Consider the following 23,839-nt stretch of genomic DNA (forward strand, 5'->3'; position numbering starts at 1 on the left):
TTAATAGCAAAAGTTTAAAATCAATCGATACTGTAATTTAAAATTAAATAATGAATAGTCCAGTCGTTGAGGAATCAGAAAATGAAATCAATTTTTTAGAAATAATTAAACCGTATTTAAGAAATTGGATATGGTTTGTTATTATGCCAGTAATAGCTTTAATATTAGTTTACTTTTATTTAAAATTTGTTACACCAGTATATAGCATTCAATCATCTGTTTTGATTAAAGATGCTAAAAAAACTCCTACTGTCGGTGGTGATTTTGGCGTATTACAGGACTTATCTGGAATTGGGGGTATGGGTACAAACAGTATTGAAAATGAAATTGAAATTTTCAAGTCAAAAAAGCTAATGACAGATGTTGTTACTTCTCTTGGCCTATACACAACAATCCATGAGGGAGAAGGCTTTTCATCAAGAGAACTATACAAAGATACAAGTCCCTTCATTATAAAGGTTATCAACGAAAAACCACTTGCCGATTTACCAAAAGAACCTGTTTTTATTAAAATTTCAAATAACACACTTACTTTATCATCTGAAGAACTACCAAAAGATATTCAAACATCGTTTGGTAAGACTGTAAATTTGCCTTATGCGAATATCATGTTTTTAAAAAATCCTAAATTTAATAAAGATAAAGCAGGAGAACTATCAAACTTAAATTTTACTTATTCTACATTAGAAGGTGCTGTAAATGGAGTACAAAAAATATTGAATGTTGGTCTTGCAGATAAAGATGCAACGGTTATTGTACTTTCATTAAATTATCCAAATACAGATAAGGCAAAAGATATTTTAAATAAACTTGTAACCGTATATAACAATGATGCTATTAAAGATAAAAATTCTGAATCTGCAAGTACGAGAGATTTTATAGATGAAAGAATAAATATCATTGCTAATGATTTAGGTGAAGTTGAAAATAAAAAAGAACGATTTAAATCTTCAAATCAAATTACAGATCTGGTAACTGAAGCTAAAATTGGTTTAGAAAGTTCAGCAGAAGCTCGTTCAAAACAAATAGAAGTTGATGCTCAACTTGATCTCACAAATGCTTTAATAGGCTATATGTCTAAACAAGGGAATAGCGAAGTGCTTCCTACAAATGTTGGATTGCAAAATGATGAAGCAGTTAGAAGTATAAGTTCTTACAATCAACTAGTACTGGAGAGAAACAGATTACTGGAAAGCGCAACTCCTCAAAACCCGATAGTAATTGATCTTAATAAACAAATCAATTCTTTGAGAGCTTCTGTTGTTGAAAGTCTTAGAAAAAATGGCACAGGTTTGCAGCTTGCGAAAAATCAGTATCTGGCTGAGCAACAAAAAGTTTCTTCCAAGATTTCTAAGATTCCGGAACAGGAGAAATTATTCAGAGATATAGAAAGACAGCAGCAGATCAAAGAAAGTTTATATTTAATTTTATTACAAAAAAGAGAAGAAACAGCAATATCCCTTGCAGTAACAGCAGATAAAGCAAGAATTGTAGATTATGCATATGCATCTCCCAAACCTGTGGCTCCTAAAAAATTAGTTTTTTTAATGGCTGCTTTGTTGATGGGAATCGTATCGCCTATCATTTATATATATATAAAAGAATTAATTAACAATAAAGTAAAATCTAAACATGACTTGGAAAAATTATCACATGGTAAGCCAATAATTGGTGAGATTCCAAGTTTAAACAAAGGACAGGATGAATTGGTGAAAGTTAATGATATTTCTCCTTTGGCAGAAGCATTTAGAATTCTTATTACAAATATGAATTTTATGCTACCAAAGAAAAAAGAAGCAAAAGTTGTGTTTGTTACTTCAACAGTGAAGGGAGAAGGGAAAACTTTTGTTTCCGTAAATCTGGCCCTTACATTAGCAACTCCTAGTAAAAAAGTTATTATTATTGGATCTGATATACGAAATCCTCAACTTCAGAGATATAATAAAGCTAGAAAGGGGCTTTCAGGTCTTACAGAGTATTTATATTCTGATAAAACTAAACTTGAAGAAATTATTCATGTTTCAACATTTAATCCTTATTTGGATGTAATATATTCAGGAAGTATTCCTCCAAACCCTACAGAGCTTCTTACCAACGGAAGATATGAAGTATTAATTGAGGAACTAAAACATAAATATGACTATATTATTTTAGATACAGCACCTTTAATGTTGGTTACAGATACATTACTTTTTGCAGAGCTGGCAGATGCCACACTCTATGTAACAAGATCCCAATATACCGAAAAAACATTGATTGATTTTGCCAATAGAAATATAGATTCTCAGAAAATTAAGAATACAGGATTTGTTCTAAATGATGTTAGTAAAGATTATTTTGGCTATGGTAATAAATATGGTTACGGATATACTGTAGAAGAAAAAAAATGGTGGCAAAAAATACTTAATAAATAAAGAATGTCCATAAAAAATGTCATTTTAAGTGGAGGGGTGGGGTCCAGATTGTGGCCATTATCTAGAAAACATAATCCTAAGCAATATCTTGAAATCTTTCAAGGAGATTCTTTGTTCAGTCTGACAATTAATAGAAATAAGAGATTTGTTGAAAGCTTAATTGTTATATCAAATTCTGAAAATTCTAAAATTGGAGAAAAATGGTTGAAAGACATGGATAAACCCGTTTTGTCCATTACAGAACCATTACCAAGAAATACTGCCGCCGCAATTGCTCTAGCGTGTTTTGCTGCCGATAGAGAAGATATCTTATTAGTGACTCCTTCAGATCATATAATAGACGGAGACAGCTTTTATGAGAAAGCTGTCAATGAATCTTTAAGCCTTGCAAAAGAAGGATACATTGCAACCTTTGGAATTAATCCAGACAAGCCTGAAACGGGATATGGTTATATTGAATATGAAGGAAGAGAAGTATTAAGATTTCGGGAAAAACCCAACAGAGAAACTGCTATTGAATTTGTCAAAAGCGGAAAATTTATGTGGAACAGTGGAATGTTTTGTTTTAAAGCAGGTGTCATGCTTGATGAATTGCTTCTTCATGATCCTGAAATATTCAAAACGGCTAAAACTGCTTGGGAAAATAGAAATGAAGATGCATCTATATCAGAAGAATTAATGAAAGTAATTCCTTCCAAAAGTATAGACTATGCCGTTATGGAAAAAAGTAAAAAAATCAAAATGGTTAAATCAGACTTTTTTTGGTCAGATTTAGGGGCTTTTGATTCATTATATGATTATCTTCTAAGAAATGGACACCCGGTTGATGAGCACGGAAATATGTATATCGGGGACGAAAAAAAGTTTGCCCAGTTTATAGGAATGAAAAATTCAATACTTATAGATACTAGAGATGTAATATTGGTTTTAAATAAAGAAAACTCTCAGGATGTTAAGTATATATATGAAAATTTAGAAAAATCAGGATCTACACTAACATAATTTTTAGAATAGACCTACATAAATTATGATTTATAATAATATCAGAAACAAATATAAAAGGAATTAGAATACAAATATGGGAAAAGTAGCATTAATCACAGGAATTACAGGACAGGACGGATCTTTTTTGGCTGAATTTTTAATTGAAAAAGGATATGAAGTTCATGGAATTATTCGTCGTTCATCATCTTTTAATACAGACAGAATAGAACATCTTTATTTTGATGAATGGGTGAGGGATATGCATCAGGCAAGGCTGGTAAACCTTCATTATGGTGATATGACAGACTCTAGTTCATTAATGAGAATCATACAACTTACCCAGCCTGATGAAATATATAATTTGGCTGCTCAAAGTCACGTAAAAGTTAGTTTTGATGTACCTGAATATACAGCCGAAACAGACGCTGTTGGAACATTGAGATTATTAGAAGCCATAAGAATTTTAGGAATGGAGAAGAAAACTAAAATATACCAAGCTTCAACATCTGAATTATTTGGTCTTGTTCAGGAAGTTCCTCAAAAAGAAACTACACCATTCTATCCAAGGAGCCCTTACGGAGTAGCAAAACAATATGGTTTTTGGATTACCAAGAATTATAGAGAATCATATGATATGTTTGCCGTAAACGGAATATTATTTAATCACGAAAGTGAAAGGAGGGGAGAAAACTTCGTGACCAGAAAAGTTACATTGGCTGTAGCAAGGATTGTACAGGGGCTTCAGGAAAAACTTTATATGGGAAATCTAGACTCTTTAAGAGACTGGGGATATGCAAAAGATTATGTAGAATGTATGTGGCTTATGCTTCAACATGATAAGGCCGAAGATTTTGTAATTGCTACAGGTGAAATGCATACGGTGCGTGAGTTTATTACAAAAGCTTTTAAAGTGGCAAATATAGAAATTCGCTGGGAGGGGACAGATATTGATGAAAAAGGAATAGATGCGGAATCGGGCAGGATCTTGGTGGAAGTTGATCCAAAATATTTCAGACCCGCAGAAGTTGAACAGCTTTTAGGTGATCCTACAAAAGCTAAAACACTGTTAGGATGGAATCCAACACAGACATCATTTGATGAATTGGTAGAAATTATGGTAAAACATGACCTGGAATATGTAAAAAAACGTTAGTATTTAATGAAAAAGGATAGTAAGATATATATAGCAGGGCATAAAGGATTAGTAGGCTCTGCAATTTGGAAACAGCTTTCTGAAAATGGATTTACAAATCTGATCGGGAGAACTTCCAAAGAACTCAATCTGATGGATGCAGAAGCTACACAAAAATTCTTTGAAGAAGAAAAACCTGAATATGTATTTTTGGCAGCTGCGTATGTGGGAGGAATTATGGCAAATAATACTTACAGGGCGGATTTTATATACAATAACCTCCAGATTCAGCAGAATGTAATTTACCAGTCATATAAACATAACGTAAAAAAGCTTCTTTTTTTAGGAAGTACATGTATTTATCCTAAAGAAGCCCATCAGCCTATTGATGAAAATGAACTTCTTACAGATGTATTAGAGTATACTAACGAGCCTTATGCTATTGCTAAAATAGCTGGAATAAAGTTATGTGAAAGCTTTAACATCCAATATGGAACGAACTTTATTTCGGTAATGCCTACTAATCTGTATGGTCCTAATGATAATTTTGATCTGGAAAAAAGCCATGTTTTACCAGCAATGATCAGGAAAATTTATTTAGCTAATTCATTAATGAATGACGATTGGGATGCCGTTCGGAATGATTTACATAAAAGACCTGTAGAGTCTGTTTCAGGAGCCGACACTAATGAGACGATAGAAAAAACGTTGTCAAAATACGGGATATTTAAAGACAGAGTAGAATTGTGGGGAACAGGTAAACCTATGAGGGAGTTTTTATGGAGTGAAGATATGGCAGATGCCTGTATTTTCTTAATGGAAAATATAGACTTTGCAGATCTTATTTCCAATAAAAAAGAGATAAGAAACACCCATATCAATATTGGAACCGGGAAAGATTTGTCAATAAAAGATCTATCTTACCTGATTGCTAAGGAAATAGGATTTTCGGGAAATATTCTTTTTGATGCTTCTAAACCAGATGGAACAATGAGAAAACTGGTTGATGTATCAAAGTTAAATTCATTAGGATGGAAGAATCGTATTGAAATTACAGATGGAATTAATAAGATTTATAACTGGTATTTAAAGAGTATTAAATAATTATTTATTAAATTGAAACTTCTTTCTGATAAAGTCCTTCGCAAAAATTTTTCGTATCTTTTTGTATTGCAAATTGCAAATTATATTATTCCTCTCTTTTTATTTCCGTACTTAGGAACAGTATTAGGATCAGAAAATTTTGGACGAATTATGTTTGCCCAAGCATTTGTTGCATATTTTACATTATTTACCGATTTTGGTTTTAATGTTTCATCAACAAAAGAAATTGCAGATGCTTTGGGAGATAAAATTAAAATAAGTGAAACATTTTGGAATACAATGTTTGCAAAGTCCTTGTTGCTTATTATCAGTTTTATTGTCTTTGGAGCAATATTACTCCTGTTTGGGAGATTTAGAGAAGATAGTACTCTTTTTTTTATAAGCTTTGTTAATGTAGTATCTGCAGTGTTATTTCCTGTTTGGTTTTTTCAAGGAACTGAAAAGATGGGCTTTATTACAATTATTAATACTATTCCAAGAGTTGTAATGTGTTTAATAACTTTCTGGTTGGTGAAAAAAGTTTCTGATTATAATTTAGCTCTGTTAATTCAGGTTTTATCAACATTTTTATCTGCCATTTTAAGTCTGGCTTTATTATTTTACTTGAGATTAGTAATCTTTATCAGGCCCAGCATTAAAAGTGTTAAAAAACAAATTGCTAATAGCTGGCATATTTTTGCAACCAGTCTTTCTAGTAATCTTTATACAACAACTAATACAATAATCTTAGGCTTAATTGCTGGTAATACTTCTGTAGGAATTTATTCCGCAGCAGATAAAATTATAAGAGCTTTGATAGCACTGCTTTCTTCCGTTACACAAGTTGTTTTTCCGAGAGTAAATGTTTACTATAATACTTCGAAGAAAAAATGTTTGCAATTTGTAAATCAAATCGTTTATGCAATTGCTGTAATATGTTTAGTATTAGGAGTTGGGATTTTTTATTTTTCTGATTTAATCATATCATTGATGTTTAAAACTGGAGAATTTATGAAATCAGCTGAAGTGTTAAGGTTTTCGGTACTATTGCCTCTATTTTCTGTAATTAATGGTGTTATTGCTATCAACATTTTTATAACATTTGGCTTGAAAAAGAAGCTGCTTAATATAGTTATGATAGGTTGTGTGTTTAGTTTAACTTTTATTGCTCCTCTTGTTATCATATTTAAAGAAAATGGAGCGGTTATATGTGCTACACTTACAGAAATTATTATATTTATTTTATTGTTATTTACAATAAAGAAAAGTAACTTGCTACATGAATCATAAAAAAGATATCATTATACTTCTTACTTGTTGCGTAAATCCGGCAGGTATGTCTTTTACTAAGATTAATGATGAAAATACAAGGATAAAACAATATTACAATGCAATTACCTATTATTTAAATACTACTGATCATAAGATTTTAATAGTTGAAAATACTTTATTTAATATTGATCCTGTTTTTTTACAAAATGAAAGAATTGAATATCTGACATTTGATGGCAATAATTTTGATAAAGCTTTAGGAAAAGGTTATGGTGAAGCTTTAATTATAGAACATGCATTACAAAATTCTTATTTTTTAAAAAATGAAAAAGCATATATCATTAAAATTACAGGAAGGTTATGTGTAATCAACTTAAATAATCTCATTAAAGATCTTCCTGTTGAGAATAAGAATTATATTATGGCTGAAATGACGTGGAAGAAAGATAAGGCATATTCTCATTTCTTTATAAGTAATTATAATTTTTTGAAGTCCTTTGTAGAAAGAAAAGAAAATATTAATGATTCAAAAGGAATGTATTTTGAACATTTACTTGCAGAACAGATAAAGGATATGAATAAAAAAGGCTTCCCTTTTTTAGGTTTGAAAAGAACTGTTATTATCGAAGGAATATCGGGGTCTACGGGGAAAGAATATACCAAAAACTATAATATTATACAATTACTTATTTTTAAGATTAAAAATTTTTATTTAAAAAACTTTTTAAAATGAAACAATTTGCAGTATTGTTAACTGTTTTTAATCGGATTGATTTTACAAAAAAATGTCTCTCACAGCTTGAAGAGGCAATAGCTCTATGCCCGGATTGTGAGTTTGATATAATTTTAACTGATGATCATTCAACCGATAATACAAAAGAAGTTATTGGAAAGCTATTTCCTTCTGTAAAAATACTTGATGGTACAGGAGACTTGTTTTGGTGTAGAGGAATGATTAATTCCTGGAAGTATGCTGAAAAATCAGAAAAAAAATACGATGGATATTTTTGGCTTAATAATGATAGTTATATTTTTCCAAACTCATTGATTAGTCTTATTAACCAATCAGAAGAGAAAAATAATAAGGCAGTTATAAGCGGAGCATTTAAATCTGCAGCAACTAATCGTACAACTTATGGAGGGAGACTGAAAGGACAAACTGTTAATTTGGACCCGGATGGAACTCTGCAAAAGATTGAATGGATGAATGGTAATCTTGTTTTTGTTCCGGAATATGTATATGAAAAAATCGGAATGCTGGATAGCACATTCTGGCATGCAATTGGAGATTATGATTATGGATTAAGAGCAATAAAACAGAATTTAGAAGTTGTTTTATCAAAAGACTATGTAGGAGAGTGTGAAGATCATGAAAAGATTGAAGCATGCTATGATAAAAAAAATTCTTTAAGAAAAAGGTTTAAAAATCTCTATACTCCACTTGGAGATGACCCGTTTATGCGGTTTTCATTTTTAAAAAGGCATTATTCTCTTGGTAAAGCCATAAAGTCTTTTACTATTACTCATTTATTTGTTTTGTTTCCTGACTTAATGAAATTCTATAATAATAAATGATGTGATGAAATTTAGCAGTATAGAATATAGTATTCCCTACGTCTTCATATTTTTAATTTTATTTGCCTGTGCAATTTTAGAACAAAAGAATATTGATAGGATTATCTCCAGAAATAAACTAAGAAACTTTGCCTTTATTTTAGTTCTGCTTTTCTTCGGATTAAGAGGTTATGTAGCAAGTGACTGGATATCTTATACACATTTATACAGAGATATAGTTCCAATAAACCAGCTCTCGCTAAAAACATTCAAAACCATTACTTACGAACCTGGCTTTTTAGTGTTCACTTCCCTTATTAAAACATTTTCTGATAATTATATATTTTATTCCTTTGTAAATTCTCTTGTTGATCTTCTTTTACTTAGAATACTTATTAAACGATATTGTCAGGGATATTTTATTTTTGCTTTGACTATATATTTTGTATTCTGTGGCGAAATAGAAATTAATATGCTTAGAAATATCAAAGCCATATTTCTTTTTCTGCTGTCTATTAAATATATTAGTGAAAGAAAAATTTTACCTTTCATGTTGATTAATCTTGTGGGGTTGTCATTTCATAATTCTGCGATTTTTTATTTCCCGCTTTATTTTTTTATTCATAAAAATAATCAGAAAGTATATTTTATATTTACCATTATTGGACTAATAATTTATTTTTTCCAGATCCATTATTTAAATACTATTACGAATGCAATGGCAGGCTTTCTTGGAGGAATGTTTGCTAAAAAAAATGATCATTATATTACTTCAGAATCTTCCGGTATAACTTTTGGGGTTTTATATATATTAATTCCTCTCTATTGGGTTTTTAAAAATTATAAAAAAATTATCAATATCAATGAAAATAATTTGATTTTTGTAAACCTATTTTTTTTGTACTGCTTTTCAACCTTATATTTTTCAGAAGTATTGGTATTTAGAGCAAGATTTTCGGCATTGTTTTCATTTAGCTTGTGTGTATTATTTCCGTTAATGTATTTATTTAACAGAATTAAGATCAATAGAATACTGATTGTTAATTTTTTATTAGTAGTTTTTGTTAGTAAATTAGTACTTACAAATACTCCTATACTTAACAAGTATGATAATGTTATTTTTGGAATAACTAGTTTTGAAGAAAGAACTAAAATCATTGAGTTTTATTATAGAAAACTTTTAGACTAATGCATATTATGTTTTTATTGCCTGGACACGGCAAAAAGCCAATCGGTGGGCACAAAATTATCTATGAATACGCGAATTATTTTGTGAAGGAAGGACATGAAGTTTCTATAGTATATGGTTCAAGTTGTCTTTTTGGAAAAGAGAGTTTTAAGAATAAAATAAAATCTCTAGCTAGGTATATTTATTTTAAAACAATTGGTGATTTTAGACCCTATGGCTGGTTTGATCTTGATAGAAGTATAAAACTATATTTTAATTGGAATTTAGAAGAACGGAGGATCTTAAAAGCAGATAAATATATTTGTACAAGTATAGAAACGGCTTATTATCTAAATGAATTCAAATGCAAAAATTCAGATAAAATCTATTTTATACAGGGCTATGAAAACTGGAAATGGGGGAATGATATGGTTCATGAGACATGGAAGTTTAATATGAAAAAAGTTACTATTTCGGAATGGCTTATGGAACTGATCAAAAAAAATAATGAAATAGTTTATTTGGTAGAAAACGGATTTGATTTTAATGTTTTTGATCTTGATGTTCCTGTGGAAAGCAGGCAAAATACAAATGTTTTAATGCTTTATCATACTTCGCCCAATAAAGGTGTTGCAAATGGATTTAAATCTTTAGACCTTGTAAAAAAAGAAATACCAGAATTACAGGTAAATTTATTTGGAACTTTTCCGAAGCCAGTAAATCTCCCTACAGGATATAATTATTATAGAATTCCCGAAAAAGAAAAATTAAGAATGCTTTACAATGATGCGGCCATTTTTGTTGGAACAAGTATTGAAGAAGGTTGGGGATTAACCGTAGGTGAGGCTATGCAATGTGGATGTGCTATAGTATGTACTGATAACAAAGGATATCAAGCTATGGCAATAGATAATTCTACCGCTAAAGTTAGCCCAGCCGGTGATATTAAAAGTATGGCAGATAATATTATTGAATTAATTAAAAATAGCGAAACCAGATATTCAATAGCCCAAAAAGGATATGAACATATTAAAAAATTTGATAATGCAGAAGCATTTTCTAAATTTAAAAAAATTTTGAATGATGATTAGTGTTTGTATGGCTACCTACAATGGAGAAAGGTTCATTAAAGAACAAGTTGTATCCATTCTGAATCAATTATCTTCAAATGATGAGCTCATTATTTCTGATGATGGTTCCACAGATAATACATTAGCTATAATAAAAACTTTAAATGATAATAGAATTCATTTAAAACAGAATATTAAAAGCAATAATAGAAAGCATTCTAGGCATTTTCTTGTCACTAAAAACTTTGAAAATGCGTTGTCATATGCTAAAGGTGATATCATTTTTCTTGCTGATCAAGATGATATATGGAAGACTAATAAGGTTGAGACATGTTTACATTACCTAAAAACATACGATATTCTTTTTACAAATTATGATATTATTGATAATGAAGGTAAGGTAAGTGAATTACAGTTCTTGAAAGAAAATCCTATCGATATATCTTTTTATAAAATGATGAAAAAAATGCCTTTTCATGGCTGTTGTATGTGCTTTAAAAAAGAAGTCTTAAAACAGGCACTGCCTTTTCCAAAAAAACTTCTACTACATGATAATTGGATTGGCATTTTATGGGCGTATCAGCACCCCGAAAAAATTAAATTTATAAAAGAATCATTTGTGCTATATAGACAACATACAAATAATGTTTCAGGAGTAAGTAGAAATTCTTGGATGTATAAATTACTATACAGAGCCGAATTTTTATTTGATATTTATAAGAGATTAATTTTTAAAATATAATGGTATGGATTTTTCGGTTTTGATTTCGGTATATTTTAAAGAAAAAGTTGAATTTTTAGAAAAAGCATTAGATAGTATTCTAAATAATTCTCTCCAACCTAGTCAGATTATTCTTGTCAAAGATGGTAAACTAACAAAAGAGTTGGATGAATGTATAGAAATATATTGTACTAAATATAGTGATTTATTTACAATTGTCTCCCTAGATGCTAATGTGGGTTTGGGAAAAGCTCTCAATGCTGGACTTAAGCATGCTTTGTATGATATTATAGCAAGAATGGATACAGATGATATTTGCTATCAAGATCGATTTAAAAAACAAATAGAGTTTTTAATTAAAAATCCTTCTATTAGTGTTATAGGTACTGGGATACAGGAATTTAATTTAATTCCTGGAGACCTAAATCAGTTTAGAAATTTGCCAGTAAATTCTGAAGATTTATTGAAGTTTTCTAAATTTAGAAATCCTCTGAATCATCCTACTGTGATGTTTAGAAAGAAAGCTGTTATTGAGGCTGGATCGTACCAAGATATGCCATTGTTTGAGGACTATTATCTTTGGGTTAGAATGTTACATAAAGGATTTAAAATTGCAAATATTTCAGAACCTCTGCTTCATTTTAGAATAGGAAATAATATGATTGGCAGGAGGAGTGGTTGGTCTTACCTAAAAAAAGAATTGGCATTTTTATCAAAAATAAGAGAAATAAATTATATTAATAGAAAGGAATTTTTAGTATCGGGAATTGTAAAATTACCACTCAGAATATTACCCAAATCTATTTTAACCTTCTTATACAAAAAACTACTGAGATAAATTATGAAAATAGCCGTTTTTGGAAGTTCAGGCTTTATTGGCAAAAATTTAGTAAAATCTTTACAGCAGAATTTTGATGTTCAGGAGATTTCTTTACGAAACTCTGAATGGGAGAAAAACCTGAGTGAAGAAACCAAAATTTTCATTAATCTTGTGGGAAAAGCACACGACCATAAAGGCACAGCAACTGAAAAAGATTATTATTTTGCCAATGTTGATCTGGCTCAGAGCCTATTTGAAGCTTTCAAAAAAACAGATGCGGAATTATTCATTCATATCAGTTCACTGGCTGCACTGGAAGAGTTTGAGTCTGTTAAACCATTACTGGAAACAGATCAGTGTAATCCTGTTTCTCTTTACGGAAAAAGTAAAAGAAAAGCTGAAGAATGGCTGTTACAACAATACTTGCCAGAGGGTAAAAAACTGATTATTATCCGCCCGCCAATGGTTCACGGGCCGGGCGATAAAGGAAACCTGGGACTGCTGTATAAAATCATTTCAAAAGGAATTCCCTATCCGCTGGCTTCGTTCAACAATGAAAGATCTTTTATCTCCATCGGCAATTTTATCTTTTACATAGAACAGATCATTCAGAAATACAATAATTTAAACAGCGGTATTTATCATATTGCAGATGATGAAACTGTTGCTACCAACGAAATTATTGAAGTCATTAAAAAAGTTGAAAATCTCAAGATTCCCAATATCAGTCTTCCCAGGTTTCTGGTGAAAGCAATTGCAAGGTGTGGAGATTTTTTACCGATTCCATTGAATACAAAAAAATTAAAAAAACTGACTAATAATTTACTGGTATCCAATCAAAAGATAAAAAACGCGTTAGAAATTGATGAATTGCCTTTAACGGCAAGAGAAGGTTTAGAACTGACCATCAAAAGTTTTAAAAAATAATGGAATATATACTCGTCACCCTGATCTTATTTATCTCAATTTTGATCTACTTCAAAATAGCCGATAAATACAACATTATAGACAAACCAAACCACAGAAGTGCCCATACTCAGATTACTTTAAGAGGTGGGGGAATTATCTTTCCTGTTGCATTCATTGTTTTCTGTTTATTTAATTTGAATTCAGCGATTGAAAATTACTGGTCATTCGGTCTTGGTCTTCTTGCAATATGTACCATAAGCTTCATTGATGACATCAGAACATTATCGAATAAAATAAGATTGCTTGTTCATTTTATTTCGGTGATCCTGTTGCTATATTTCACAGGAGCATTTACTTTGATGCCTTTTTGGGTATGGCCGGTATTATTTATAATTATAATCGGTACCCTGAACGCATACAATTTTATGGACGGAATTAATGGAATGACCGGGATGTATAGCCTTGTTACCTTGGCTTCCCTGGCTTATATCAATCAGGAGGTGATTCAGTTCACAGATAATGATTTTATTATATATCCTGTTTTAGCCTGCCTGGTATTTCTGTTCTTCAATTTTAGGAAAAAAGCCAAATGTTTTGCGGGAGATGTAGGAAGTATGGGAATTGGTTTTTGGGTCATAGGCCTTATTGCTCTTCTGATCATGAGAACCGGAGAATACAAATTCATCCTGCTGCTGGCCATCTACGGAATGGAAGTCGTTCTCACAATCATTGAAAGAATCCTGTTAAAAGAAAATATTTTTGAAGCCCATAGAAGACACCTTTATCAGCTGTTTGCCAACGAGAAAAAAATTTCACATTTATTGGTAAGTACAGTGTATGCTGTAGCTCAGCTGATTGTTAATATATTTTTAATTCATTCAGAACTTCCGGTTTGGGCGGTTATTTTGATTATATTTATCCCGGCAGGAACACTCTATTTGGGATTAAAATGGAGCTTAAAAAAAGAATATAATTTATAGAGATAAAAAATGAAAATAAAAGAAACTCCCTTAAAAGATTGTTACATCATCGAACCTACAATTTTTGAAGATGAAAGAGGCTACTTCTTTGAAAAATACAACGAAAAGAAATTTGAAGAACTTACCGGAATGAACGGACATTTTGTTCAGGACAATATCTCAAAATCTTCTTATGGTGTATTAAGAGGCTTACATTTACAGAAAGGCGAGCATGCACAGGCTAAGCTGGTATCATGTCTTGAAGGAAAAGTTTTTGATGTAGCTGTTGATCTTCGCAGAGATTCCCCTACCTTCGGGAAATGGTTTGGAGTAGAACTTACTCCCGAAAATAAACTTCAGCTGTATGTTCCGAGAGGCTTTGCTCATGGATTCTCCGTATTAAGCGAAACAGCCATTTTTTCTTATAAATGTGATAATTTTTATCATAAAGAATCGGAAGGAAGCGTAATCTGGAATGATCCGGAACTGAACATCGACTGGAAATTACCTTTAGAGGTAGTACAACTTTCAGAAAAAGACAAAACTTTGCCCCTTTTCGCTGAAGGTAACTTCTAGATATAATATTGAAAACCATCTCCCTGAGGTGGTTTTTATTTTTTAATCAATACTCCTTTAATATTTCGTATCTTTGCACACTCAAAATCAAAAAGATGCGCACAAAATCTGTAGGGAAGAAGAAAATCAATGTGGTTACACTTGGATGTTCCAAGAATGTATATGATTCTGAAGTTTTAATGAGCCAGCTGAAAGCCAATGGGAAAGAGGTGGTACATGAAGATCGCGGAGATATCGTGGTAATCAATACATGTGGATTTATTGATAATGCAAAAGAAGAATCAATTAATACTATTCTTGATTATGTAGAAGCCAAAAACAGAGGTGAAGTTGAAAAAGTTTTTGTAACAGGATGCCTTTCCGAAAGATACAAACCGGATCTTATCAGAGAAATTCCTGATGTAGACCAGTATTTCGGAACAAGAGATCTTCCAATATTACTGAAGCACCTTGGTGCAGATTACAAGCACGAGCTGGTAGGAGAGAGGCTAACAACTACTCCGAAACATTATGCCTATCTTAAGATTTCAGAAGGTTGTGACAGACCTTGTTCATTCTGTGCTATTCCTTTGATGAGAGGTGGTCACGTTTCTACACCAATAGAAAAGCTGGTAACAGAAGCTCAAAAACTGGCTAAAAAAGGAACAAAAGAATTGATTCTTATCGCTCAGGATCTTACCTATTACGGATTGGATATTTACAAAAAACGCGCACTTGGAGATCTTTTAAAAGAATTGGTGAAAGTAGAAGGTATCGAATGGATCCGTTTGCATTATGCTTTCCCTAGCGGATTCCCTGAAGATGTTCTGGATATCATCCGCGAAGAACCTAAAGTCTGCAATTATATCGACATTCCTCTTCAGCATATCAATTCTGATTTATTGAAGTCTATGAAAAGAGGAACGACCCATGAAAAAACGAATGCTCTTTTAGCAAAATTCAGAGAAAAAGTTCCGGATATGGCGATCAGAACAACATTGATCGTAGGATACCCCGGAGAAACAGAAGAAAGATTCCAGGAGCTGAAAGATTGGGTAAAAGAACAAAAATTTGACAGACTTGGATGTTTTACCTACTCCCATGAAGAAAATACGGGTGCTTATGTGCTGGAGGATGATATTCCACAGGAAGTAAAAGAAGCGCGCGTAGAAGAAATCATGGAAGTTCAGTCACAGATTTCTTGGGAAAAAAATCAGGAAAAAATAGGAAAAACCTTTAAATGTATTTTTGACAGAAAAGAAGGAAACTATTTCATTGGAAGAACAGAATATGACTCTCCTGATGTAGATAATACAGTTCTGGTTTCTGCAGAAGATACTTATATTTCTATAGGTGAATTTGCGATGGTAAAAATAACTTCTGCGGAAGAATTTGACCTCTACGGAGAACTTATTTAATTAATTAAAATATAATACTTTAGGAAAAATAATCAATTGCTCAATTACTTAAAAGATTAATAAAATTTAACATACTTAAATTTATACTTAATTCTTGTAATTTGTTGTTTTATAGTAAATTGTACTTGTTTGATAGATATATAATTTATTTTTTTTATATAAAATGTATAAATTAGAAAATTATGTCTTAAATTTGCGCAATAAAGCAATATTTTAAAATCAAATGCTTTCATACGGTAACTCATAATATAGGTTGATATACAGTTAGTTAAAGTAATTGTTAAACAGGCTAGACGTTGGGCACAAGTTGGGATGCATCTTCCATTTGGAAATATTGATGGAAAATAATGTAATTAAAATCTTTAAAAACTTATGAAAAAATTTTTATTAACAGCGACAATGCTCGTTTGCCTTTCGGCGTTTTCCCAAGCACAGCAGGGCCGTGTAGGTATTAATACCACCACACCTTCAGCAACATTGGATGTAGCAGCCAATACTGCAGATAATTCTAGACCCGATGCATTATTAGTTCCCCGAATGACTGCTGCAGAACTTGCTGCAAAAGATGACACATCCGGTACTTACGCGTCTGCTCAGAACGGAGCAATTGTTTACATTACTTCAGGAACAGGATCAGGTTCAAGAAGAGCTAAAATTACTGGTGCTGGATTTTACTACTTCGATAATGTAGTTCCTGAATGGAAACCTATCGGTGGTGGAGCAGTTGTGCCAACAGGTAGAACTGTAAGAACACAAACAGGAAATACAATTTCTGATGCTGATTTAGGTAATGCTATTGTAGTAACCAGTAATACTACATTTGATCTGTCTACGCTTACAAAGACAAATGGAAAAAGTATTATGTTTATCAATGCTGTGTCTGATGGTACAGGATTTAGTGTAACCGGAATTCATTCTACATCTGCCGGAGCCCCTCTTGGTAACGGAGTTGCTATGGAATATATTTGTGATGGAAATAACTGGTACAGCTTAAATTCATTATAATTAATTTAAAATAAGGACACATTATGAAACTATATATTAAAACCATATTGTTCTCAGCAATCGTTGCATCTGCAAGTTCTTTTGCTCAGATTAAATCGAATAACGTAATTAGCAATACTATTCCTGGACAATCTGCATTCTTGGATGCGTCTGCTCCTTTATTTAATGGTTCTGTGGGTAATGGTAAAGGAATTGTTTTCCCTAGAACAAACCTTACAACGTTTGTATTTACTACCCAAACAACAAATGCTGGAGTTTTCCCTACTGCTTATGATGGGATGATTGTGTATAACTCTGCTACAGGTAATACTCCTAGTTCAGGTTCTGGTGTTGGAGGACAGGCTGTTACTCCTGGATACTATTATTTCTCTAATCCTACGGGTGGCGCAGCTAACAGCTATGCGACTTCAACAGGGAGATGGTTACCAATCGCAGGAGATCCGAAAGTGAATATCACTACAGCTGAAACGTTAACCAATACTTCAATTGCTGCATCTCCGGTATATGCAAGAAAAGGTACATTTAGTGCTAACGGAACATCAACAGCACCTACTTTCCCGTCAGGAGCTATTGTAATCCCATCTACAGGAAGCTTATACAGAATAACTATTTTCCAGGCAGGAACGAATAATGTTTATGCAAATAGCGTATATTCTTATGACAAAACAACAGGAAACTTCGTTACAGGAGCTCCTAGTATGTCTGTAGTATATCCTTCAGGAAGTTATGATTATATTGTAGAGTATACTAAGTAATCAATAGTAATGATATATATAAAAACCAATGAGGCAGCTCATTGGTTTTTTTGTTTTAGAGAGGTTATTAGACCGTAGTTCTTAAGTAAGGGTAAACTTAACAAAGCAATAAAAAAGAGCCTGTATTTCAAAGAGAAGCGAAGCAGCTTTATTGATCTCTTAGTGATTAATAAAAAATTATTTGCCCCAACTTTATATAGTCCATTTTTATTGGATGTAAATTAGTGCATCTGTGTTATCGGTAGCACGACTTAGGGAATCTAAACACATTTTGATGCTATGGGATATTTGTAGCTCCTAAACAATGCTTTATATAAAAGGGAGCCCCTCCCGACTTTCCTAAGCAATTGGATTGATTGGGTTTCTATTTTGACTAAACAGCATCAATTAAAAGATATATAACCATAAGATGGAAATTTTAATCCTACATATTATCTTTGATCAGCCTAAAAAGATCTATAAGCAGATGAATAAGTTGGTCAGAATGACGATAGTTTTAAATGAACCAATTCGAATATATTCCTGAAAAAGAATTAAATATATAAAATAGAATGGTTGTAACCTGTTAAATTTAGACCTAAAACTGTCAAAAAGAACAGGCTCTTGAAAGGCTATCCTGCTCTGATCCCTTGTGATAATGCTGTTTCGCCTAGATTTTGAGAGACCTATGAATGAACTTAAAATTTAACATAATCGGCATCAGTGCTTTTTATATTTTTTTATTTTACTTTTCCGGCTGTTTTATAAATTACTGATTTTCAACTATTTAAAAATATTGTTTTTTGAAATTATGCATGAATTAGTTAATTAAATTAACGTTTTGGTGTTTTTTTTAACATTTTTTAACAGTGTTGTTTAAAAGACCTAATCATAGGAAGTTACAGAGATTGTTAACATATATTTTGGTTTTAGTTAACGGTTTTTAACAAATCGCTTATGGACTTTAAAAGATTCCTGATACTTTTGCTCCGTCAAAACCAATAAAATTCAAGATGATGAAAAGATTCATTCTCGTAATCATAATGATGATTTCAACCTTAGGAGTTTATTCATTTACGAATAATGCCTCAGATGCGAAAAAAACAAGTTATGCATCGTACTACCACGATAAGTTTAATGGTAGAAAAACAGCAAGCGGAGAGATCTTTGATAATTCAAAGTTTACCGCTGCAAACAGAACGCTTCCTTTTGGGACTAACGTTAGAGTTACCAATTTGAACAATGGAAAACAGGTAATAGTGAAGATTAATGATAGAGGACCTTTCCATGCGTCAAGAGCTTTAGATATTTCTAAAGCAGCGTTCGATGAAATCGGAGATATCGATCACGGTACAATTCCGGTTGAATATGAAATTGTCGACTAAATTTATGATTTAAATTAATAAAGCCAGCTGATTCAGCTGGCTTTTTGTATGTAACCTTATTCCTTGTTTTATACATCAAGCTCCAGAAGAGCAGGGCAGTGGTCAGAGTGTACGGCTTCTTTTAAAATCACAGCACGCGAAAGCTTATCTTTTAAAGAATAAGTAGCAAAATTATAATCCAGTCTCCAGCCCTTATTATTGGCTCTTGCATTTTGCCTGTAACTCCACCAGGTGTAATTGTCCGGTTCATTATTGAAAAACCTGAAACTGTCAATCAGCTCGCATTCCTCTATAAAACTGGTCATCCATTCCCTTTCCATCGGAAGAAAGCCTGAAACATTCTTTAAACGAACCGGATCATGAATGTCAATCGCCTGATGACAGATATTAAAATCTCCCGAAATAATAAGATTCGGAATGGTTTTTCTTAATTCCTTGATATAAGCCAGAAAATCATGACAGAATTGCATTTTAAAATCCAGTCTTTCAATATTGCTGGCAGAAGGAACATACACGGAAATAACAGAGTAACCGTCAAAATCTGCGCGTATAATTCTGCCTTCATTATCATAGCTTTCTATTCCGCATCCGTATTCAATATGAGAAGGTTTGATTTTGGACGCAATTCCCACGCCACTATAGCCTTTTCTTACTGCGGAATGCCAATAACTGTGATAGCCTAATTTTTCAAGACTTTCAATATCAATCTGGTCGTTTCCTGCTTTGCTTTCCTGAATACAGATGATGTCCGGATCAGCGGTTTTCAGCCAGCCTAAAAAATCTTTGGTAAATGCTGCTCTGATTCCGTTGACATTATAGGTAATTAACTTCATGCGTCTTTTATAAAAAATTTAAAATGTTCATCATATTTAGAAGGAATAAATTCCACAATATTATAATCCGCTGTCTGATGAATATAAAAAGGGCATTACAAAGAATAATACCACCTGTTCTCGGCTCTTTTCTTCCGGAAGGGAAATCTCCTGAATGATCATATTTTTCCGGAAAATCATTGTGTTCAGGAACTTTATACGTCAGCGAAAAAATAAACATTGTCTTCTGCTAAGATAGGAACTCTGACAGACTATTAAAAGTAATGGCAAAAAAAGAAGCGGAAAAAAATCATTCGATTTTTTTCCGCCCTCAGACCCAAAATTAAATAAACTATGAAAAAAACTATTTGGGTTCTAAAATACTGATCGGAATAATACACTCTTCCAGTGATATTCCGCCATGTTGGTAGGTCTCTTTATAATAATTCACAAAGTGATTATAATTCTTAGGATAAGCCAGGAAAATATTGTTTTTGGCAAAAATATACTTCGAGCTTAAATTTCCTTTAGGAAGGAATAGCTTTTCCGGATTGGTGATAGCCCATACATCGCTGTCATCATACGTTAAGCTTTTCCCTGTTTTGTAACGGATATTGGTAGAAGTCTCACGGTCGCCTACAACTTTGCTTGGCTTTTTAACGTAAACAGTTCCGTGGTCAGTAGTGATCACCAATTTATACCCGTTTTCTGCAGCTAATTTGACGATTTTCAGCAAAGAAGAATTTTCAAACCAGTTATAGGTAAGAGATCTGAATGTTTTATCATCACGGATCAGCTGATCTACAATATGGTTATCTGTTTTGGCATGAGAAAGAATATCAATGAAATTGTAAACAATCACCAGAAGGTCGTTGTTTTTATGTTGATTAAAATCATCGTAGATCTTTCTTTCAAAATCCGCATTCAGGACTTTAAGATATTTCATAGACTTAGAGCCCAGTCCAATTCGTTTCATCTGATCTTCTAAGAAATCACGTTCAAATTCGTTTTTATTTCCTTCTTCATTATCATTGAACCATTTGTCCGGAAAACGTTTTTCAATTTCAGAAGGCATCAGCCCGGCAAAGAATGAATTTCTTGCATATTGTGTTGCTGTAGGAAGAATACTGTAATAATAATCTTCTGATACTTTATTGTAATATTTTGTAAACAGAGGTTCAATAACCTTCCACTGATCATAACGGAGATTATCCACCATTAACAGAAGAACTTTTTCTTTCTCTACTTCAGGCTTTACTTTTTCTTTGAAAAGTGTGTGGCTCATAATGGGTTTGTCAGAATCAGTAAGCCAGTCTGTGTAATTGTTTTCAATGAATTTAGCAAACTGAATGTTAGCCTCCTCTTTCTGAGACTGTAAAAGATCGGCAAATTCATTGTCTGTTACCTTATCAAACTTAATCTCCCAGCTTAATATCTTTTTATAATATTCTGCCCATTCCTGATAGGTTCTCAGGTAAGAAAGTTCCATAGACAGGTTTCTGAACTCCTGCTGGTACTGTAAAATTGTTTTTTGCTCCACCAGATTTTCCTGCTGAAGATTCTTTTTTAATGATAATAGAATCTGGTTCGGGTTTACAGGCTTTAGAATATAATCTGCAATTTGCGACCCGATAGCCTCTTCCATAATATGTTCCTCTTCACTTTTGGTTACCATAACGATCTTCAGAGCATTATCTTTCTCTTTGATCATAGGAATAGCCTCCAGTCCGGAAATTCCGGGCATATTTTCATCAATTAATGTTAATGCAAATTTTTCTGAATCCATAAGTTCCAGAGCCTCATTAACATTGTTAACAGGCGTTACCTGATAACCTTTTTTTTCTAAAAATACGATATGGGGCTTTAGTAAATCTATTTCATCATCTATCCATAATATCTTTTCCGACATAATTTATTTTTTACATGATTATTCTATCAAAATGTTGACCAATTCCTTTTAAAATCTCCCAAAATCAAAAGATTAAAAGTTAAATATTAGTTAAATGAAAATAGAGGGGGTATAATCGCTCTCTCCATTTACTAACGTCCGGTCTTTATGTATTCCAGAGCCCTTTCCAGAACTTCATCTCTTCCTTCCTGAATACCTTTTACCGTAGGCTTTACAATAATTTCAGGAACGATGCCTATTCTCTGTGTTTCTCTTCCGTCTGGATAATAAGCTCCCAGTCCTGAAAAACACGTGTCCAGCCCGGCAATTTTAAACATGGTAATATCACCGTTGGCTCCCGACGTATTGCTTCCTATCACCTTTACCCTCGGATGCTGCTTAAACATCATTGCGGTGGTCTCTGCCTGGCTCTGGGTATTTTCATCTACTAAAACTACAACATTTCCTTTATAATAATCAGAATTTTTTTTACCGATGCTGTTGACTGCAGTATAAAACTTTCCTGGATAATAAGTTTCCGGAAAATTGAACCGGTAATAAGGTGTTCTTTTCGGAAGGATCATCCGGCTGAGAGGAATGATGGTCTGTTTCGGATAATTTCTGAGGTCAAAAATAATAGAAGAGGCAGATTGCAGCTCTTTATACATATCATCAAGGTCGCTTTTTTCAATGATTCCCATATGAACGTACCCTGTTTTTTTATCTGAGTCCAAAAATTTCCACTTTTCCTGAGGGGAAGGTTTTTCTCTGGTGATAGCATTAAGAAGATATGTTTTTGCTGTTAGAGCTATATTTTGTCCGTTTCTTTCAAGATTGACAGTAAGGGAGTCTTCGTTGGTTAAAAGAAAATAACTTCTCATTTTCAAAATCTTCCCCCAGGAATTGGAAGCGGGAATATATTTCCCGAGTTTGTTGACTGTTTGCGGAATCGTCAGTCCATTGATACTATAAATGACATCTCCGGTTTGCAGCGGAGTTTCTTCGTTAAAAGAATTTTTATTAATTTTTGTAATCACCAGTTTTCCTTCTGCGTATTGGTATTCCACAGGGAGCTTTTTTCTTCCGTAAAGGTTTTTAGTGATCAATGGTGAAAATAAAAAAGCATGGGAGTCATCTACTTTTGCAACCAGTTCGGCAAGGACCAGGTGATAATCTTCATCATTATTTACATGGGTGAATTTTGGAATCATTTCCTTTAAAACATCATTCCAGTCCTGATCCGTTTCATATTTATAAGGAAAGAAATATTCTACAAAATTCCAGTATCTGAAAAGTTCCAGAAGACTGATATATTTCGAGGTATATTTTGATCCGTAAGAAACTTCATTTCTGAAAAATCCTTTTCTGCCGGACCTTCCTATGTAATAATTGTTGCCGGTATTTCGGTTGGCTTCAATATAAAGAAGCTGCCGGCTTACTTGTTCATTAAAAATAACAGGATTTTGAACCCAGCTTAGATCAAAATTTTTAAGGAAATAAGTCTTGCTTTTATCCGTTTTTGAACATTGTTTACATTCTTCAATTTTTCCAAGGCTGTTAATCCAATGAAAGTACAGGCTATTTAACTGGGCTTTATCCTGAACCGTTTCCAATTCATCTATTTTTTTAAGCAGCTGCTGATCCCAATCAAGATTGCCTTTCGCAACATGGGGATGGTAATATTTTAAAAACCCCCAGACCCGGCATAGCGATTCCAGCTTTTCGGTTTCAGATAACATCTGGGCAGAAAAAAAATGTACAGTGAAAATCAGGACGAAAAGCGAACGTTTTCTCATTAAAGGCTATAAGTTATTAAAACCATAAAGATAGATGTTACCCATACATAATACAAAAACATCTTTCATATTCTTTGAAAAATCTTCACAACAATAAAAATCTTCAAAGCTCTCTTCATGAAAGGCCTGGTAATTCAATCCATAGAATTTATTCAATAGA

The 23,839-nt window shown here is 32.5% G+C and carries 21 protein-coding genes; 18 read left to right on the plus strand and 3 right to left on the minus strand.

From position 1 onward, the window contains the following. The first annotated feature begins 50 nt into the window (after window positions 1–50). The 18 genes from J2Y40_RS21355 (at window position 51) to J2Y40_RS21440 (ending at window position 19,183) form a co-directional block, all read left to right on the plus strand. The gene (locus tag J2Y40_RS21355) at window positions 51–2,414 is read left to right on the plus strand and encodes a polysaccharide biosynthesis tyrosine autokinase (protein WP_310001236.1); all 2,364 of its coding nucleotides are present in this window, start codon (window positions 51–53) and stop codon (window positions 2,412–2,414) included. A gap of 3 nt (window positions 2,415–2,417) precedes the next feature. Further along, a complete protein-coding gene (locus J2Y40_RS21360) occupies window positions 2,418–3,416 on the plus strand; it encodes a mannose-1-phosphate guanylyltransferase (protein WP_153394970.1) in 999 nt (332 codons plus the stop codon). 76 nt (window positions 3,417–3,492) lie between these two features. Continuing rightward, a complete protein-coding gene (gene gmd, locus J2Y40_RS21365) occupies window positions 3,493–4,551 on the plus strand; it encodes a GDP-mannose 4,6-dehydratase (protein WP_153394968.1) in 1,059 nt (352 codons plus the stop codon). 6 nt (window positions 4,552–4,557) lie between these two features. Next, window positions 4,558–5,634, plus strand: coding sequence for a GDP-L-fucose synthase (locus J2Y40_RS21370; protein ID WP_153394966.1), 1,077 nt, complete (start codon window positions 4,558–4,560; stop codon window positions 5,632–5,634). Between the two features lie 12 nt (window positions 5,635–5,646). After that, a complete protein-coding gene (locus tag J2Y40_RS21375; RefSeq protein WP_185151962.1) occupies window positions 5,647–6,903 on the plus strand; it encodes a flippase in 1,257 nt (418 codons plus the stop codon). Beyond that, a complete protein-coding gene (locus J2Y40_RS21380; protein ID WP_153394963.1) occupies window positions 6,893–7,618 on the plus strand; it encodes a hypothetical protein in 726 nt (241 codons plus the stop codon). Before J2Y40_RS21375 ends, J2Y40_RS21380 begins: the two co-directional genes overlap by 11 nt. Further along, the gene (locus J2Y40_RS21385) at window positions 7,615–8,460 is read left to right on the plus strand and encodes a glycosyltransferase family 2 protein (RefSeq protein WP_153394961.1); all 846 of its coding nucleotides are present in this window, start codon (window positions 7,615–7,617) and stop codon (window positions 8,458–8,460) included. The genes J2Y40_RS21380 and J2Y40_RS21385 overlap by 4 nt, the downstream gene beginning before the upstream one ends. A gap of 4 nt (window positions 8,461–8,464) precedes the next feature. Further along, the gene (locus J2Y40_RS21390) at window positions 8,465–9,628 is read left to right on the plus strand and encodes an EpsG family protein (protein WP_153394959.1); all 1,164 of its coding nucleotides are present in this window, start codon (window positions 8,465–8,467) and stop codon (window positions 9,626–9,628) included. Further along, a complete protein-coding gene (locus tag J2Y40_RS21395) occupies window positions 9,628–10,698 on the plus strand; it encodes a glycosyltransferase family 4 protein (protein ID WP_153394956.1) in 1,071 nt (356 codons plus the stop codon). The genes J2Y40_RS21390 and J2Y40_RS21395 overlap by 1 nt, the downstream gene beginning before the upstream one ends. Beyond that, window positions 10,688–11,419, plus strand: coding sequence for a glycosyltransferase (locus tag J2Y40_RS21400; protein ID WP_153394954.1), 732 nt, complete (start codon window positions 10,688–10,690; stop codon window positions 11,417–11,419). Before J2Y40_RS21395 ends, J2Y40_RS21400 begins: the two co-directional genes overlap by 11 nt. A gap of 4 nt (window positions 11,420–11,423) precedes the next feature. Next, on the plus strand, window positions 11,424–12,236 hold the full coding sequence (locus J2Y40_RS21405) for a glycosyltransferase (RefSeq protein WP_153394953.1): 813 nt from the start codon (window positions 11,424–11,426) through the stop codon (window positions 12,234–12,236). Window positions 12,237–12,239: 3 nt separating this feature from the next. After that, the gene (locus J2Y40_RS21410) at window positions 12,240–13,145 is read left to right on the plus strand and encodes an NAD-dependent epimerase/dehydratase family protein (protein ID WP_153394951.1); all 906 of its coding nucleotides are present in this window, start codon (window positions 12,240–12,242) and stop codon (window positions 13,143–13,145) included. Further along, window positions 13,145–14,107 (plus strand): glycosyltransferase family 4 protein, encoded by a 963-nt coding sequence (locus J2Y40_RS21415; protein WP_153394950.1) that lies wholly within the window; start codon window positions 13,145–13,147, stop codon window positions 14,105–14,107. The genes J2Y40_RS21410 and J2Y40_RS21415 overlap by 1 nt, the downstream gene beginning before the upstream one ends. Before the next feature lie 9 nt (window positions 14,108–14,116). Further along, the gene (gene rfbC / locus J2Y40_RS21420) at window positions 14,117–14,662 is read left to right on the plus strand and encodes a dTDP-4-dehydrorhamnose 3,5-epimerase (RefSeq protein ID WP_153394948.1); all 546 of its coding nucleotides are present in this window, start codon (window positions 14,117–14,119) and stop codon (window positions 14,660–14,662) included. Window positions 14,663–14,757: 95 nt separating this feature from the next. Beyond that, on the plus strand, window positions 14,758–16,059 hold the full coding sequence (gene rimO / locus J2Y40_RS21425) for a 30S ribosomal protein S12 methylthiotransferase RimO (RefSeq protein ID WP_153394946.1): 1,302 nt from the start codon (window positions 14,758–14,760) through the stop codon (window positions 16,057–16,059). Between the two features lie 372 nt (window positions 16,060–16,431). Then, window positions 16,432–17,064 (plus strand): hypothetical protein, encoded by a 633-nt coding sequence (locus tag J2Y40_RS21430; protein ID WP_153394944.1) that lies wholly within the window; start codon window positions 16,432–16,434, stop codon window positions 17,062–17,064. 23 nt (window positions 17,065–17,087) lie between these two features. Beyond that, a complete protein-coding gene (locus J2Y40_RS21435; RefSeq protein WP_153394942.1) occupies window positions 17,088–17,819 on the plus strand; it encodes a hypothetical protein in 732 nt (243 codons plus the stop codon). Between the two features lie 992 nt (window positions 17,820–18,811). Next, window positions 18,812–19,183: a septal ring lytic transglycosylase RlpA family protein gene (locus tag J2Y40_RS21440; RefSeq protein ID WP_153394941.1), complete on the plus strand. Its 372-nt coding sequence runs from the start codon at window positions 18,812–18,814 to the stop codon at window positions 19,181–19,183. 68 nt (window positions 19,184–19,251) lie between these two features. Here the strand turns inward: J2Y40_RS21440 and J2Y40_RS21445 are convergent, their stop codons facing one another. The 3 genes from J2Y40_RS21445 to J2Y40_RS21455 form a co-directional block, all read right to left on the minus strand. Continuing rightward, complete coding sequence (locus J2Y40_RS21445) at window positions 19,252–20,016, minus strand: exodeoxyribonuclease III (RefSeq protein ID WP_153394939.1); 765 nt, start codon at window positions 20,014–20,016, stop codon at window positions 19,252–19,254. Between the two features lie 343 nt (window positions 20,017–20,359). After that, a complete protein-coding gene (locus J2Y40_RS21450; RefSeq protein ID WP_153394937.1) occupies window positions 20,360–21,904 on the minus strand; it encodes a PglZ domain-containing protein in 1,545 nt (514 codons plus the stop codon). Between the two features lie 131 nt (window positions 21,905–22,035). Beyond that, complete coding sequence (locus J2Y40_RS21455) at window positions 22,036–23,679, minus strand: S41 family peptidase (RefSeq protein WP_153394935.1); 1,644 nt, start codon at window positions 23,677–23,679, stop codon at window positions 22,036–22,038. Window positions 23,680–23,839: the final 160 nt, after the last annotated feature.

This window comes from Chryseobacterium sp. 2987 (assembly GCF_031456375.1).
Taxonomy (GTDB): Bacteria; Bacteroidota; Bacteroidia; order Flavobacteriales; family Weeksellaceae; genus Chryseobacterium; species Chryseobacterium vaccae.